Annotated in this window: 13 protein-coding genes; 5 read left to right on the top strand and 8 right to left on the bottom strand. The window is 68.6% G+C overall.

The features are described from left to right. Positions 1-36: 36 nt before the first annotated feature. Positions 37-1,668, bottom strand: a complete 1,632-nt coding sequence (locus AC0LPE_RS10985) for an ABC-F family ATP-binding cassette domain-containing protein (protein WP_016691733.1) — start codon at positions 1,666-1,668, stop codon at positions 37-39. Between the two features lie 166 nt (positions 1,669-1,834). On the opposite strand from AC0LPE_RS10985, the gene AC0LPE_RS10980 reads away from it, so the two are divergent. Further along, positions 1,835-2,950, top strand: coding sequence for a lycopene cyclase family protein (locus AC0LPE_RS10980; protein ID WP_490606199.1), 1,116 nt, complete (start codon positions 1,835-1,837; stop codon positions 2,948-2,950). Positions 2,951-3,047: 97 nt separating this feature from the next. After that, positions 3,048-4,022, top strand: a complete 975-nt coding sequence (ku, locus tag AC0LPE_RS10975) for a non-homologous end joining protein Ku (protein WP_490606198.1) — start codon at positions 3,048-3,050, stop codon at positions 4,020-4,022. 56 nt (positions 4,023-4,078) lie between these two features. Here ku and AC0LPE_RS10970 read toward each other — a convergent pair whose 3' ends face one another. From AC0LPE_RS10970 to AC0LPE_RS10940, 7 genes are all read right to left on the bottom strand, one after another. Continuing rightward, positions 4,079-4,498, bottom strand: a complete 420-nt coding sequence (locus AC0LPE_RS10970; RefSeq protein WP_016691730.1) for a metal-sulfur cluster assembly factor — start codon at positions 4,496-4,498, stop codon at positions 4,079-4,081. Beyond that, entirely contained in the window at positions 4,498-4,989 is a 492-nt protein-coding gene (sufU, locus tag AC0LPE_RS10965) for a Fe-S cluster assembly sulfur transfer protein SufU (protein ID WP_024100819.1), read from the bottom strand. The genes AC0LPE_RS10970 and sufU overlap by 1 nt, the downstream gene beginning before the upstream one ends. A gap of 4 nt (positions 4,990-4,993) precedes the next feature. After that, a complete protein-coding gene (locus AC0LPE_RS10960) occupies positions 4,994-6,247 on the bottom strand; it encodes a cysteine desulfurase (protein WP_490606197.1) in 1,254 nt (417 codons plus the stop codon). 4 nt (positions 6,248-6,251) lie between these two features. Continuing rightward, positions 6,252-7,040 carry a Fe-S cluster assembly ATPase SufC gene (sufC, locus tag AC0LPE_RS10955; protein WP_006551503.1) on the bottom strand — a complete coding sequence of 263 codons (789 nt, stop codon included), beginning with the start codon at positions 7,038-7,040 and terminating at the stop codon, positions 6,252-6,254. A 50-nt stretch (positions 7,041-7,090) separates the two neighbouring features. Further along, a complete protein-coding gene (gene sufD / locus AC0LPE_RS10950) occupies positions 7,091-8,320 on the bottom strand; it encodes a Fe-S cluster assembly protein SufD (RefSeq protein WP_490606196.1) in 1,230 nt (409 codons plus the stop codon). Next, positions 8,321-9,766 carry a Fe-S cluster assembly protein SufB gene (gene sufB, locus AC0LPE_RS10945; protein WP_006551501.1) on the bottom strand — a complete coding sequence of 482 codons (1,446 nt, stop codon included), beginning with the start codon at positions 9,764-9,766 and terminating at the stop codon, positions 8,321-8,323. A 115-nt stretch (positions 9,767-9,881) separates the two neighbouring features. Beyond that, on the bottom strand, positions 9,882-10,664 hold the full coding sequence (locus AC0LPE_RS10940; RefSeq protein WP_372473013.1) for a helix-turn-helix transcriptional regulator: 783 nt from the start codon (positions 10,662-10,664) through the stop codon (positions 9,882-9,884). Positions 10,665-10,773: 109 nt separating this feature from the next. Between AC0LPE_RS10940 and mptB the strand changes: the two genes are divergently transcribed. From mptB to AC0LPE_RS10925, 3 genes are read left to right on the top strand one after another with little or no spacing between them, the layout of a single operon-like run. Then, complete coding sequence (mptB, locus tag AC0LPE_RS10935) at positions 10,774-12,501, top strand: polyprenol phosphomannose-dependent alpha 1,6 mannosyltransferase MptB (RefSeq protein WP_490606195.1); 1,728 nt, start codon at positions 10,774-10,776, stop codon at positions 12,499-12,501. 11 nt (positions 12,502-12,512) lie between these two features. Then, on the top strand, positions 12,513-13,457 hold the full coding sequence (locus tag AC0LPE_RS10930) for an ABC transporter ATP-binding protein (RefSeq protein WP_016691723.1): 945 nt from the start codon (positions 12,513-12,515) through the stop codon (positions 13,455-13,457). Further along, positions 13,454-14,251: an ABC transporter permease gene (locus AC0LPE_RS10925; RefSeq protein WP_016691722.1), complete on the top strand. Its 798-nt coding sequence runs from the start codon at positions 13,454-13,456 to the stop codon at positions 14,249-14,251. The genes AC0LPE_RS10930 and AC0LPE_RS10925 overlap by 4 nt, the downstream gene beginning before the upstream one ends. Positions 14,252-14,306: the final 55 nt, after the last annotated feature.

Here is a 14,306-nt window from a genome sequence, read left to right as displayed (position 1 = left end):
GAGCGGATCGGGGGACGGATCCGACCGGAGGCCCGATCAGGCGAGCTGGATGAGCTCGAGGTATTCCTGGGACCAGTGGTCCTCGGTTCCGTCGGGAAGCAGGATCACACGTTCCGGGTCGAGGGCCTCGGCCGCACCCGGATCGTGGGTGACCAGCACGACGGCACCCTCGTAGCTCCGCAATGCATCGAGCACCTGCTCGCGCGAGACGGGATCGAGGTTGTTGGTCGGCTCGTCGAGGAGCAGCACGTTAGCCGCGGACGACACGAGCCCCGCCAGGGCGAGTCGCGTCTTCTCACCACCGGAGAGCGTTCCGGCCGGCTGCTCGAGCTGCGGACCGGTGAACATGAACGCGCCGAGCAGTCCGCGCAGGTCCTGTTCACCGGCGTCGGGAGCGGCGTGCCGGATGTTCTCCCACACCGTCGCCGAGTCGTCGATGGTGTCGTGCTCCTGCGCGAAGTAGCCGATCTTCAGACCGTGACCGGGCACGAGTTCACCGAGATCCGGCTGCTCGACACCGGCGAGCAGTCGCAGCAGCGTCGTCTTGCCGGCACCGTTGAGGCCGAGGACGACGACGCGGCTGCCCCGGTCGATCGCGAGGTCGACGCCGGTGAAGATCTCCAGGGAGCCGTAGACCTTGGTCAGTTCCTTGGCCATCAGCGGGGTCTTTCCGCAGGCGGCCGGCGTGGGGAACCGGATCTTGGCCACCTTGTCGGCGACGCGTACGTCGTCGAGGTCGGAGAGCAGCTTCTCGGCGCGCTTGGCCATGTTCTGGGCGGCCGTGGCCTTGGTGGCCTTCGCGCCGAGCTTCGCGGCCTGCTTCTGCAGGGCGGACGCCTTCTTCTCGGCGTTCGCGCGCTCGCGCCGGCGCCGCGCCTCGTCGGTGGCGCGTGCGTCGAGGTACTTCTTCCAGCCCATGTTGTAGACGTCGGCCTCGCCGCGCACCGCGTCGAGGAACCACACCTTGTTCACCACATCGGCGAGCAGGTCGACGTCGTGGCTGATAACGATGAGCCCACCGTCGTGGTTCTGCAGGAAACCGCGCAGCCAGGTGATCGAGTCGGCGTCGAGGTGGTTGGTCGGCTCGTCGAGCAGCAGCGTGGTATCGGACTTCCCGCCGGAGCCGTCCGAGGCGGCGAACAGGATGCGGGCGAGTTCGACACGACGGCGCTGACCACCCGACAGCGTGTGCAGCGGCTGGCCGAGGACCCGGTCGGGCAGGCCGAGGCTGTGGCAGATGCTCGCAGCCTCGGATTCGGCGACGTATCCGCCGAGCGTCGCGAAACGCTCTTCGAGCGAACCGTACTTGCGCACGGCGCGGTCGCGGATCTTCTCGTCGACAGCCTCCGCCATGAGCGCCTGCTGCTTCTCCATGCTGCGCATGATCTCGTCGAGACCTCGCGCCGAGAGCACCCGGTCCTTGGCGAGGACGTCGAGATTGCCCTCCTTGGGATCCTGCGGCAGGTAACCGATGTCGCCGGAACGGATCACGGTGCCGGCGTAGGGTTCGCCTTCACCCGCGAGGATCCGCAGGGTCGTGGTCTTGCCGGCACCGTTGCGTCCCACGAGGCCGATACGGTCCCCGGCCTGCACCCGCAACCCCGATCCGGGGGCGGAGAGCAGTGTCCGCACGCCGGCGCGGACTTCGAGGTCGGTAGCGGTGATCACGCACGGGCTCCTAGAACGAAAGACGATGGATGAGTGCCATGGTGGCAAACAGCCGGGCACACGAACCACTCATTTTACCGTGACGGCCCCTCTCCCCCACGGTGAGATTCGCTACCCTCGCCACGCACGGCCGGGTCCTCCCCTCGCGCGACCTAGGCTGACGCCCGTGACCCACCTTCCCCCCACCGACCTCGTCGTGGCCGGACTCGGTCCCGCGGGCCGTGCGCTGGCGTTCCGAGCGGCCGCAGCCGGACTGTCGGTGACGGCCGTCGATGTGCGCCCGCAGCGCCGATGGACCGCGACCTACGCGGCGTGGGCCGACGAACTACCCGCCTGGCTGCCCGACGAGGTGGTGGCAGCGCACATCGACAGGCCCGCAGCGTGGACGACCGGGCCCCACGTCGTCGATCGCGCCTACCGGGTGCTGGACACGGCGGGACTGCAGGACTTCCTCGCCCTCGACGCCGTCACGGTGGTCACGGGTCGGGTGCGCGACGTCGATGCGGACGGCGTGGTCCTCGGGGACGGCCGCCGGGTGCCTGCCCGCTACGTCGTCGATGCCCGCGGGGTTCCCGCCGAACCGGAACGCGCCCAGCAGACGGCGTTCGGGCTGATCGTCGACGATGCGACCGCGGCTCCGGCACTCGACGGCCACGACGCCTGGTTCATGGACTGGCGCCGCGACAACGGTACGGGCCCCGACGACGTGCCGTCCTTCCTGTATGCGGTGCCGGTCGGTGACGGACGCACGATCCTCGAGGAGACCTGCCTCGTCGGCCGTCCGGCACTCGGTCTCGGCGAACTCGAGCGGCGCCTGCACATCCGCCTCGCAGCGCGAGGAGTGCGCACGACCGGCGACGAGCAGGTCGAACGGGTGCGCTTCGCCGTCGAGGGTGCACCGACAGCCCCCGGGGTGATCGGTTTCGGCGCTCGCGGTGGTCTGATGCATCCGGCCACGGGATACGCGGTGGCTACCGCCCTGTCCACCGCTGATGCGGTGGTCGATGCGATACGCCGCGGCGACGATCCGCAGCGCGTCCTGTGGCCGGTCCGCGCCCGCTCGGTGGCGACGCTGCGGCAGATGGGGCTGCGGGTCCTGCTGCGACTCGACGCACGCGGAGCGATCGAGTTCTTCGACGCGTTCTTCGCCCTGCCGGTCGAGCAGCAACGCGCCTACCTGTCCGGTCGCGACGACGCGACCGGCGTGGCGGCCACGATGTGGCGCCTGTTCCGGGTGCTGCCGACGGGTGCGCGCGCGACGATTCTGCGTTCCCTCCGCTGATCCGCCGGGTGCGGCGTGTGGCGAACGTCTCGGCGAACGGGCCGGTGAGTTTCGCAGCTTTCCAGCGTGCTTTCGAGGTGTCGATCATGATGGACACATGCGGTCGATCTGGAAAGGCTCACTCGCGTTCGGCCTCGTCAACGTGCCGGTGAAGGTGTACTCGGCGACCGAGTCGCACGACATCTCCTTCCACCAGGTGCACGCGAAGGACGGCGGGCGGATCAAGTATCAGCGTGTGTGTACCGAGTGCGGTGAGGTCGTCCCCTACCAGGAGATCGACAAGGCGTACGACTCCGAGGACGGCGAGCGGGTCGTGCTCACCGACGAGGACTTCGAGAAACTCCCGGCCGCCGAGAAGCACGAGATCCCGGTGCTGCAGTTCGTGCCCACCGAGCAGATCGACCCGATCCTGTTCGAGAAGTCCTACTATCTCGAACCCGATTCGTCGTCGCCGAAGGCCTACGGCCTGCTCGCCGCGACTCTCGAACAGAGCGACCGGACCGCGCTGGTGCACTTCACGCTTCGTCAGCGCACCCGGCTGGCCGCCTTGCGCACCCGCGACGGACTGCTCATCCTGCAGACCCTGCTGTGGCCCGACGAGGTGCGCGCGGCCGAGTTCGAGTCGCTCGACGACATCGAGAAGCCGAAACAACGCGAACTCGCGATGGCCGAGACCCTCGTCGAGTCGATGTCCGACGATTTCGATCCCACCGAATTCACCGACGAGTACCAGGTGGAACTGCGCACGCTGATCGACGAGGCCCTCGCCCGCGGCGGCGAGAAGGTCTTCCAGGTCGCCGAACACGACACCGGTGAAGAGGACGCCGAGGTGCTGGACCTCGTGGCGGCCCTGCAACGTAGCGTCGATGCGGCGGGCAAGAAGGTCCCGTCCGGTTCGTCCTCCGGCGGGAAGAAGTCCTCGAAGGACGACGACGAGGACGAAGGCGAGGACGAGGGCACGAAGAAGAAAGCCCCCGCGAAGAAGACCGCGTCCAAGAGCTCGGCAGCCAAGAAGACTCCAGCGAAGAAGACGGCCGCCAAGAAGACCTCCGGCGAACGCAAAGGCGCCTGACCTCCGACGGGAAGTCGAAGATCAGGCGCCGAGGCTCGGAACCGGAGACCGCGGGATCAGACGGTGAATCCGAGTGCGCGCAGCTGCTCGCGTCCGTCGTCGGTGATCTTGTCGGGACCCCACGGCGGCATCCATACCCAGTTGATGCGCAGCTCGTCGCACAGGCCGCTGCGCACGAGTGCGCCCTTGGCCTGCTCCTCGATGACATCGGTGAGGGGGCACGCCGCCGAGGTGAGCGTCATGTCCACGGTCACGGTCTCGTCGACCTCGGAGATCCCGTAGACGAGACCGAGATCGACGACGTTGATGCCGAGCTCGGGGTCGACGACGTCGCGCAGCGCTTCCTCGAGTTCGTCGAGGCGGCCCGGATCCAGCGGCGGCGCCGTGGCCGCGACCAGCGTCGAGGTCTCGTCCGCGCCGGCATCGGCCGTCGGGTTCTCGTCGGTGTTCACGGTGCCCGGTGCGGGTTCGGTCATCAGTTCTGTCCTCCGCTCGAAAGGGTGTGCGCGCCGCCCGCCAGGTCGGCGGGGGCGGCGTCCACGGTCTGCGCGACCGCGTCCTTGAAGGCCATCCAGCCCAGCAACGCGCACTTCACGCGCGCCGGGTACTTCGCGACGCCGGCGAACGCGATGCCGTCGCCGATCAGGTCCTCGTCGCCTTCGACGGTCCCGCGGCTGCCGACCATCTCGACGAACCCTTCGACGATCTTCAGCGCGTCGCCGAGCGGAACGCCGATCACCTGGTCGGTGAGCACGGACGTCGATGCCTGGCTGATCGAGCAGCCCTGCCCGTCGTAGGAGACGTCGCTGACGGTGTCGCCGTCGATGTGCACGCGCAGGGTCACCTCGTCGCCGCAGGTCGGGTTGACGTGATGCACTTCGGCGCCGAACGGTTCGCGCAGTCCGCGATTGTGCGGGTGCTTGTAGTGGTCCAGGATCACTTCCTGGTACATCTGCTCCATCCGCATCGGATCACGCCTCCCCGAAGAACTTCTGGGCGCGCCGGATCGCCGCGCCGAGTGCCTGCACCTCGTCCGGCGTGTTGTACACGGCGAACGATGCGCGGGCGGTCGCGGCCACCCCGAAGCGGCGGTGCAGCGGCCAGGCGCAGTGGTGTCCGACCCGGATCTCGACGCCCTCGTCGTCGAGGATCTGGCCGAGATCGTGAGCATGGATTCCGTCCACGACGAACGACACCGCCCCGCCGCGCTGTTCGCCGGTCGTGGGTCCGATGATGCGCACGCCGTCGATGCCGCCCAGCTCGGCGAGTGCCGCAGCAGTCAGCTCGTGTTCGTGTGCGGCGACGGCGTCCATGCCGATGTCCTGCAGGTAGCGCACGGCGGCACCGAGGCCGACGGCCTGCGAGACCATGGGCGATCCGGCCTCGAATCGCTGCGGCGGTGCGGCGAAGGTCGTCGCCTCCATCGTCACCGTCTCGATCATCGAGCCACCGGTGATGAACGGCGGCACGTCGGCGAGCAGGTCACGTCGGCCGTAGAGGACACCGACGCCGGACGGACCGAACATCTTGTGTCCGGAGAACGCCGCGAAATCCACACCGAGAGCACGGAAGTCGACGGCCATGTGCGGCACCGACTGGCACGCGTCGAGCACGACGATCGCGCCGACCTCCTTCGCGCGCCGCACGATCTCCTCGACGGGAGCGACCGCACCGGTCACGTTCGACTGGTGCGTGAACGCCACGACCTTCACGGCGTCGGTCAGCGTCAGCGAATCGAGATCGATGCGACCGTCGTCGGTGACCCCGTACCAGCGCAGGGTGGCACCCGTGCGCCGCGCGAGTTCCTGCCACGGAACGAGATTCGCGTGGTGCTCGAGTTCGGTGACGACGATCTCGTCACCGGGTCCGAGCCGGTTCGGGAACCGGTCGTCGGCGAAGGCGTACGCGACGAGGTTGAGCGACTCGGTGGCGTTCTTGGTGAACACCACCTCGTCGACGTCGACCCCGACGAAGGACGCGATGACGGCGCGAGCGTCCTCGTACGAGTCGGTCGCCTCCTCCGACAACGCGTGCGCACCGCGGTGCACGGCCGCGTTCCGCGTCGCGAGGAACTCACGCTCGGCGTCGAGCACCTGTACCGGGCGCTGGGAGGTGGCCCCCGAGTCGAGGTAGACCAGGGGTTTGCCGTCGCGCACCGTGCGCGCGAGGATCGGGAAATCGGCCCTGATCCGGGCGATGTCCAAGGTCCGCACCGGCACCGTCATCCGATCACGCTCCTTGCGTTGCTGCCTGGGTGAAACGAACGTAGCCGTTGGTCTCGAGCTCGTCGGCGAGCTCGGGGCCGCCGGACTCGACGACGCGGCCACCCACGAAGACGTGCACGAACTGCGGCTTGATGTAGCGCAGGATGCGGGTGTAGTGGGTGATGAGCAGGACGCCGCCGTTCTCGTTCTCCTGGTAGCGGTTCACGCCCTCGGAGACGACGCGCAGCGCGTCCACGTCGAGGCCGGAGTCGGTCTCGTCGAGGATGGCGATCTTCGGCTTGAGCAGACCCAGCTGCAGGATCTCGTGGCGCTTCTTCTCGCCACCGGAGAAGCCCTCGTTGACGCTGCGCTCACCGAAGGCCGGATCGATGTCCAGATCGGACATCGCCTGCTTGACCTCCTTGACCCAGTGGCGCAGCTTGGGGGCCTCGCCGCGCACGGCGGTCGCGGCGGTGCGGAGGAAGTTCGACATCGACACGCCGGGCACCTCGACCGGGTACTGCATGGCGAGGAACAGGCCGGCGCGGGCGCGCTCGTCGACGCTCATCTCGAGCACGTCCTCACCGTTGAGGGTGATGCTGCCCGAGGTGATCTCGTACTTGGGGTGGCCGGCGATCGCGTACGACAGGGTGGACTTGCCGGAGCCGTTGGGGCCCATGATGGCGTGCGTCTCACCCGAGCGGACCGTGAGGTTCACGCCCTTGAGGATGTCGATCGGCTCGGCGTTCTCGTCGGTCTGTGCGACGCGGACGTGCAGGTCTTTGATCTCGAGGACGTTCGAAGGTGTGGACATCGAAATGCGTTTCCTTAGTGAAGTATCGGGAGTACGGGAGGCAGGGCCGGTCAGGCGCCGACGGCGGCGAGTTCCGCCTCGATGGCGGCCTCGAGCCGTTCGCGGACCTCGGTGACCGTGATGCGCTCGAGCAGCTCGTGGAAGAAGCCGCGGACGACGAGGCGACGCGCTTCCTCCTCGGGGATGCCGCGAGCACGCAGGTAGAACAGCTGCTCGTCGTCGAAGCGGCCGGTCGCCGACGCGTGTCCGGCACCGACGATCTCACCGGTCTCGATCTCGAGGTTCGGCACCGAGTCGGCGCGCGCACCGTCGGTGAGCACCAGGTTGCGGTTGAGCTCGAAGGTGTCGGTGCCCTCGGCCTCGGCGCGGATGAGCACGTCGCCGATCCACACGGTGTGCGCGTCGGGCTTGCCGGAGGCCGGATCGCCCTGCAGCGCACCCTTGTACACGACGTTCGACTTGCAGTTCGGCTGCGAGTGGTCGACGAGCAGACGCTGCTCGAAGTGCTGACCGGCGTCGGCGAAGTACAGGCCGAGCAGTTCGGCGTCGCCGCCGGGGCCGTCGTACTTGGTGGTCGCCGACACGCGCACGAGATCGCCGCCGAGCGCCACGGTGAAGTGGCGCAGCACGGCATCGCGGCCGAGGCGAGCGTGATGCGCGGCGACGTGTACGGCGTCGTCGGCCCAGTCCTGCACCGCGACGACCTTCAGCTGTGCGCTGTCGCCGAGCACGAACTCGATGTTCTCGGCGTAGGTGCCGCTGCCGCGCTGGTCGATGACGAGCGTGAGGTTGGCGAACGCCTCGAGCCGGATCTGCACGTGTCCGTAGGCGACGGCGCCCTCGCCCGGTCCCGTGATCGTCACGGTGACGGGCTCGGCGACCTCGACCTCGCGGCCGACGGTCAGGACGGTCGCGGTCTCGAACGACGAGTACGCCTGTGCTGCGATCCGGTCGAACGGCACACCGGCCTGCCCGAGTCGCGCGTCGTCGCGCGCCACGGTCTCGACCTGCACGCCGTCGACCGGGGTGACCTCGACGGTCGCGGTGCCGGTCGCGGGAGCGGTGCCGTCGTGCAGACCGCGCAGGCGACGCAGCGGGGTGAACCGCCACACCTCGTCGCGACCCGACGGAATCTCGAAGGCATTCACGTCGAACGACGTGAAGACCTCACCCTTGTTGATTGCCGGCTTGCCGGCGGTCTTGACCGCCGGGGCACGATTCTCGGCACGCACGGCATCCTGCACTCCGGTAGCCGGAGTGTTCTTCGCTTCCGCAGTCATTTAGCCGACTGCCCCTTCCATCTGCAGTTCGATCAGGCGGTTGAGTTCGAGGGCGTACTCCATCGGCAGTTCCTTGGCGATGGGCTCGACGAATCCGCGCACCACCATCGCCATGGCCTCGTCCTCGTCGAGTCCGCGGCTCATCAGGTAGAACAGCTGGTCGTCGCTCACCTTCGAGACGGTCGCCTCGTGACCCATCGTGACGTCGTCCTCACGGATGTCGACGTACGGGTAGGTGTCGGAGCGGCTGATCTGGTCGACGAGCAGCGCGTCGCACTTGACCGTCGACTTCGAGCCGTGAGCGCCCTTGTTGACCTGCACGAGGCCGCGGTAGGAGGCACGTCCACCACCGCGCGCCACCGACTTCGACACGATGGTCGAGGAGGTGTGCGGAGCCAGGTGCAGCATCTTCGCGCCGGTGTCCTGGTGCTGACCCTCGCCGGCAAAGGCGACGGAGAGCACCTCACCGCGAGCGTGCTCGCCCATCATCCACACGGCCGGGTACTTCATCGTCACCTTGGAACCGATGTTGCCGTCGATCCATTCCATCGAGCCGCCGGCCTCGACCTTGGTGCGCTTGGTCACCAGGTTGTAGACGTTGTTCGACCAGTTCTGGATGGTCGTGTAGCGGCAGTGGCCGCCCTTCTTGACGATGATCTCGACGACCGCGGAGTGCAGCGAGTCGGACTTGTAGATCGGCGCGGTGCAGCCCTCGACGTAGTGCACCGAGGCGCCCTCGTCGACGATGATCAGGGTCCGCTCGAACTGGCCCATGTTCTCCGTGTTGATGCGGAAGTAGGCCTGCAGCGGGATGTCGACGTGCACACCCGGCGGGACGTAGATGAACGAGCCACCCGACCACACCGCGGTGTTCAGGGCGGAGAACTTGTTGTCGCCGGCGGGGATGACCGTGCCGAAGTACTCCTTGAACAGCTCGGGGTGCTCACGTAGACCCGAGTCGGTGTCGAGGAAGATCACGCCCTGGCTCTCGAGGTCCTCGCGGATCTGGTGGTAGACCACCTCGGATTCGTACTGGGCGGCGACACCGGCGATGAGGCGCTGCTTCTCGGCCTCCGGGATGCCCAGCTTGTCGTAGGTGTTCTTGATGTCCTCGGGGAGCTCGTCCCAGCTCGCGGCCTGCTTCTCCGTCGAGCGCACGAAGTACTTGATGTTGTCGAAGTCGATTCCGTCGAGGTTCGAGCCCCACACCGGCATCGGCTTCTTGTCGAAGGTGCGCAGCGCCTTGAGGCGGATGTCGAGCATCCACTCGGGCTCGTTCTTCTTGGCGGAGATGTCCCGCACGACCTCTTCGGACAGGCCGCGCTGCGCCGTGGCGCCGGCGGTGTCGGGGTCCGCCCAGCCGTATTCGTAGTGGCCGAGAGAATCGATCGTCTCTTCCTGCGTCAGCGGCGCGGTTCCGGACGTCTGATCCGATGCGACGGTCATGCGAGCTCCTTCCGGAGTCTGGTGGGCGTCGGCGCGGGCTGTGCGTCGACGGTCGACGGGTGGGTGGATGTCTTCCTGGTGTGCCCTGGTTCGCGGAGCACTCGCGGTGGGGTCGTCACGTGGGCGGCTCCGGACGGGGCACATCCGCTCTGGGGAGAACGGGCACGTGTGTCGTGCAGAAGGCGTCGCCGTTCGCGATCGTCGCGAGGCGTTGCACGTGGGTTCCGAGGATCCGCACGAAGGCCTCCTGCTCCGCCTCGCACAGTTCGGGGAACTGCTCCGCGACGTGCGAGACAGGGCAGTGGTGCTGGCAGATCTGCACGCCGGTGCCGACGCGGCGGGTCGAGGCGGCGAAACCGGAGGCGGTGAACGCCCCGGCGATCTCCTCGGCGACGCTCTCGACGTCGTCGACGTTCTCGTCGGCGGGTGCGATGGTGCCGAGGATCGAGTCCACGCGGCGCCGCGCGAAGTCCTCGACGGCAGCGTCGCCTCCGAGTTCGCGCAGGTGCCGCATCGCGGCGGTGGCGAGATCGTCGTAGGAGTGCCCGAGGCGGGCACGCCCGACGGCGGTGAGCTGGAAGCGGCGGGCGGGGCGGCCACGACCGCGTCCCTGCCTGCGCGGCGGCGCGGCGGCCTGCGCCTCACCGGACTCGATGAGCGCGTCGAGATGGCGTCGCACGCCCGCGGCACTGAGCCCCAGACGCTCGCCGATCTCCGGCGCGGTGATGGGACCTTCTTCGAGCAGCAGCTGCACGACTGCGGCGCGGGTTTGACCCTCCGGGATCTCGCGGCCCGTCGAAGCAGGATTCCTGCGGGTGTCCTCGACGCGCGACGCCGTCGCGGCAGGTGCGTGACCTGCGCGTTCTGCGGTGTCGGTGGTGTCGGACCGGTATTTCACAACACCAGTGTGACGGAATTCGGAAGCACGGTCCACCAAGGGTGCCCTTTGTTACACCTCATGACGGAGCCGTCGAAGACCACCCCCGCCGTCCCGTTACGCTTCTGACGTGCCGTCGACTCCTCCCCTGTGCGCCCCGCGCACGACGTCTCCGTCGCCGGGCCGATCCGGGGTCCGCGAACGGCTGCACGTGTGGATCCGACGCGCCCTGGGCCTCGACGCCCCGGGCCCACACGCCGATGTCTCGGTCGTCCTGCACGGCGACGAGACCGAAGGTCGCGGACTCGATGCGATCGAGAACATCTATCTCCACCGCATCCGATTGCTCGGCGCCACCGGTGCCGTCCTCATGGCCGTCGGAGCGCTCGGCGCCGGCGCCCAGCCGGTCCTGCAGAACCCCGTGCAGGGCGTCCGCGCCCTCGGGTTGGCGGCACGCATGCCGAGCGCCGCCCTCACGACGACCATGATCGGCACGGCGCTGGTGATCCTCGCCTGGTTGCTGCTCGGCCGGTTCGCGATCGGCCGGGGCGCACCGGACGGTCCCGTGCGCCGACTGTCCCGGTCGCAGCTCGACCGCACCTTGCTGCTGTGGATCCTTCCGCTGGTCGTCGCGCCGCCGATGTTCAGCAAGGACGTCTACTCGTATCTCGCGCAGAGCGAGATCGCGGCGCGCGGGCTCGATCCCTACGCCATCGGTCCGGCCGGCGCGCTGGGGGTCGACCACGTCCTGACCCGGACTGTGCCGAACATCTGGCGCGACACCTCGGCCCCCTACGGCCCGGCCTTCCTGTGGATCGGCGAGAAGATCACCTACCTCACGGGCGAGAACATCGTGGCCGGCATCTTCGTCCACCGCCTGCTCGCGCTCGTGGGTGTGGCCCTGATCGTGTGGGCGCTGCCGCGGCTCGCCCGCCGGTGCGGCGTCGCGTCGGTGAGCGCATTGTGGCTCGGTGCCGCGAACCCGCTGTTGCTCTTCCACCTGGTTGCCGGCATCCACAACGAGGCCCTGATGCTCGGGCTCATGCTCGCCGGAGTCGAACTCGCGCTGCGGGCCGTCCACCCGGACGACGAGGCAGCCTCGCGCCTGCGTCTCGCGGGATGGCTCGCGGCCGGCACCGCGCTGATCGCCCTGTCGTCGATGATCAAGGTGCCCTCGCTGCTCGCGCTCGGATTCGTCGGCATGGCCCTTGCCCGCAAGTGGGGTGGCGGCTTCCGCGCCGTGATCGCCGCCGCCGCGATCCTCGGGATCGGGACCTGCGTCGTCATCGGCGCTGTGAGCTGGGGCAGCGGCTTGGGCTTCGGCTGGACGAAGACCCTGGGCACCGCCACGGAGGTCCGCAGCTGGATGTCGATCCCGACCCTGCTCGGCATGGGTACCGGCCTCGGGGGCGTGCTGCTCGGTCTCGGCGACCACACGACGGCCGTACTGTCCATCACACGCCCCATCGCAGCGCTGGTGGCCGCCTTCGTCACGGTGCGCATGCTGCTCGCGGTGCTCATGGGACGGATCCATCCGGTCGGTGCGCTGGGAGTGTCGCTGGGTGCGATCGTGCTGCTCTTCCCGGTCGTGCAACCGTGGTATCTGCTGTGGGCGGTGATCCCGCTCGCGGCCTGGGCGACCCGCCCGGTCTTCCGGATCCCCACCATCGCGTTCTCGTCGGTCGTCGGCATGATCCTCATGCCCAACGGCAGCGAATACCAACCGTTCATCATCGTCCAGGCGTCGATCGCGACCATCGTCGTGGTCGGGCTGATCATCGTCGCCACACGCTCCCGGCTGCCGTGGCGGCTGCAGGAGCGCACACCACCGCGTCCGACGGAAACCGCGGACGCCTAGGCTGGAACCCTGTGACCCCGAGTTCTCCCGCCGGTGCGGTACCGGCCGTGCGCCTGGACGGCGTCGTCAAGACCTACGGGGGCGTCACCGCCGTGAACGGTCTCGATCTGACCGTCGAACGTGCCCAGGTGCTCGCCCTCCTCGGCCCGAACGGCGCCGGTAAGACCACCACCGTGGAAATGTGCGAGGGGTTCGTCACTCCCGACGCGGGCACGGTCCGCGTCCTGGGTCTCGATCCTGTCGCCGATTCCGACGCCCTCCGCCCCCGGATCGGCGTGATGCTGCAGGGTGGCGGCGCATATCCGGGTTCGCGGGCCGGCGAGATGCTCGACCTGGTGGCGGCGTACTCGGCCGATCCCCTCGACCCCGACTGGCTGCTCCAGCGCCTCGGACTCACCGATGCCCGCCGCACCCCCTACCGCCGGCTGTCGGGCGGACAACAGCAACGCCTCGCGCTCGCGTGCGCGCTGGTCGGACGCCCCGAACTGGTGTTCCTCGACGAACCGACGGCGGGTCTCGACGCGCAGGCCCGGCTCCTCGTGTGGGAACTGATCGACGCGCTGCGCCGCGACGGCGTGAGCGTGCTGCTCACCACCCACCTCATGGACGAGGCCGAAGAGCTCGCCGACGAGATCGTCATCATCGATCACGGCCGGGTGGTCGCCGCGGGAACGCCGGACGAGGTCACCCGTGACGGCGCCGAGGGCCAGTTGTGGCTGACCGCGCCTGCGGGTCTCGACCTGAGCGCCCTGCAGTCCGCTCTGGCCGGCACCCACCGGGTCCGGGAGGACAATCCCGGGCGGTATCTCGTCGAGGGCACGATCGAACCGTCCGTCGTCGCGGCGGCGGCCACCTGGTGCGCGAACCTGGGCGCACTGGCAACCGAGATCCGGGTGGATCAACGCAGCCTCGAGGACGTCTTCCTCGAGTTGACCGGTCGGGAGTTGAGAGGGTGAGCGTGACCCACGATCGTCTGGCGAACAACCGGTTCGCGGAGGGGACCTTCACCCCGCGACCGCAGCCGAACTCGCCGTCGAAGATGCTCGCGGCGCAGACCGCCATGGAACTCAAGCTGCTGCTACGCAACGGCGAGCAGCTCCTGTTGACCATGTTCATCCCGATCACGCTGCTGATCGGCCTGTCGCTGCTGCCCATCGGCGATCTCGGCGACTCGCGGGTCGACAGCGTGCTGCCTGCGGTGATGATGGTGGCCGTGATGTCGACGGCGTTCACCGGTCAGGCGATCGCCGTGGGCTTCGACCGCCGCTACGGCGCCCTCAAGCGGATCGGCGCGACCGCGCTGCCCAAGTGGGGGATCATCGCGGGCAAGAGCGCAGCGGTGGGCATCGTCGTCGTGCTGCAGGCCGTGCTGCTCGGCGCCATCGGACTGGCCCTGGGCTGGCGCCCCTCCCCCGTCGACCTGCTCATCGGGGCGGTCGTCATCGCCCTGGGCACGGTGATGTTCGCGACACTGGGGCTGCTGCTCGGCGGAACCCTGCGCGCCGAGATCGTGCTCGCCCTCGCGAACATCGTGTGGTTCGTGCTGTTGGGCATCGGCAGCATCGTGGTGCTCGGCGACGTGATCCCCGAAGCGGTGGTCCACCTGCTGCGGATCGTGCCGTCGGGGGCGCTGACGCTCGCGCTCGAGAACGCCACCTCGGGTGTGTTCGACTGGCTGTCGATCGTCTCGCTGCTCGTCTGGACGGTGATCGGCGGCACCGCCGCGGCGCGCTGGTTCCGCTTCACCTGAGTCGTGGGCGGCCCGATCGGGCACGACCCAACTACAGCGTGTAGTGGTTCACGCC

Source organism: Rhodococcus sp. S3, assembly GCF_058211795.1.
This window is presented reverse-complemented; position numbering and strand designations above follow the sequence as displayed.

Coding starts and splice junctions, on each gene's coding strand:
- ku (WP_490606198.1), top strand. CDS start 3,048: ATGCGGTCGATCTGGAAAGGCTCACTCGCGTTCGGCCTCGTCAACGTG.
- AC0LPE_RS10970 (WP_016691730.1), bottom strand. CDS start 4,498: ATGACCGAACCCGCACCGGGCACCGTGAACACCGACGAGAACCCGACG.
- sufU (WP_024100819.1), bottom strand. CDS start 4,989: ATGCGGATGGAGCAGATGTACCAGGAAGTGATCCTGGACCACTACAAG.
- AC0LPE_RS10960 (WP_490606197.1), bottom strand. CDS start 6,247: ATGACGGTGCCGGTGCGGACCTTGGACATCGCCCGGATCAGGGCCGAT.
- sufC (WP_006551503.1), bottom strand. CDS start 7,040: ATGTCCACACCTTCGAACGTCCTCGAGATCAAAGACCTGCACGTCCGC.
- sufD (WP_490606196.1), bottom strand. CDS start 8,320: ATGACTGCGGAAGCGAAGAACACTCCGGCTACCGGAGTGCAGGATGCC.
- sufB (WP_006551501.1), bottom strand. CDS start 9,766: ATGACCGTCGCATCGGATCAGACGTCCGGAACCGCGCCGCTGACGCAG.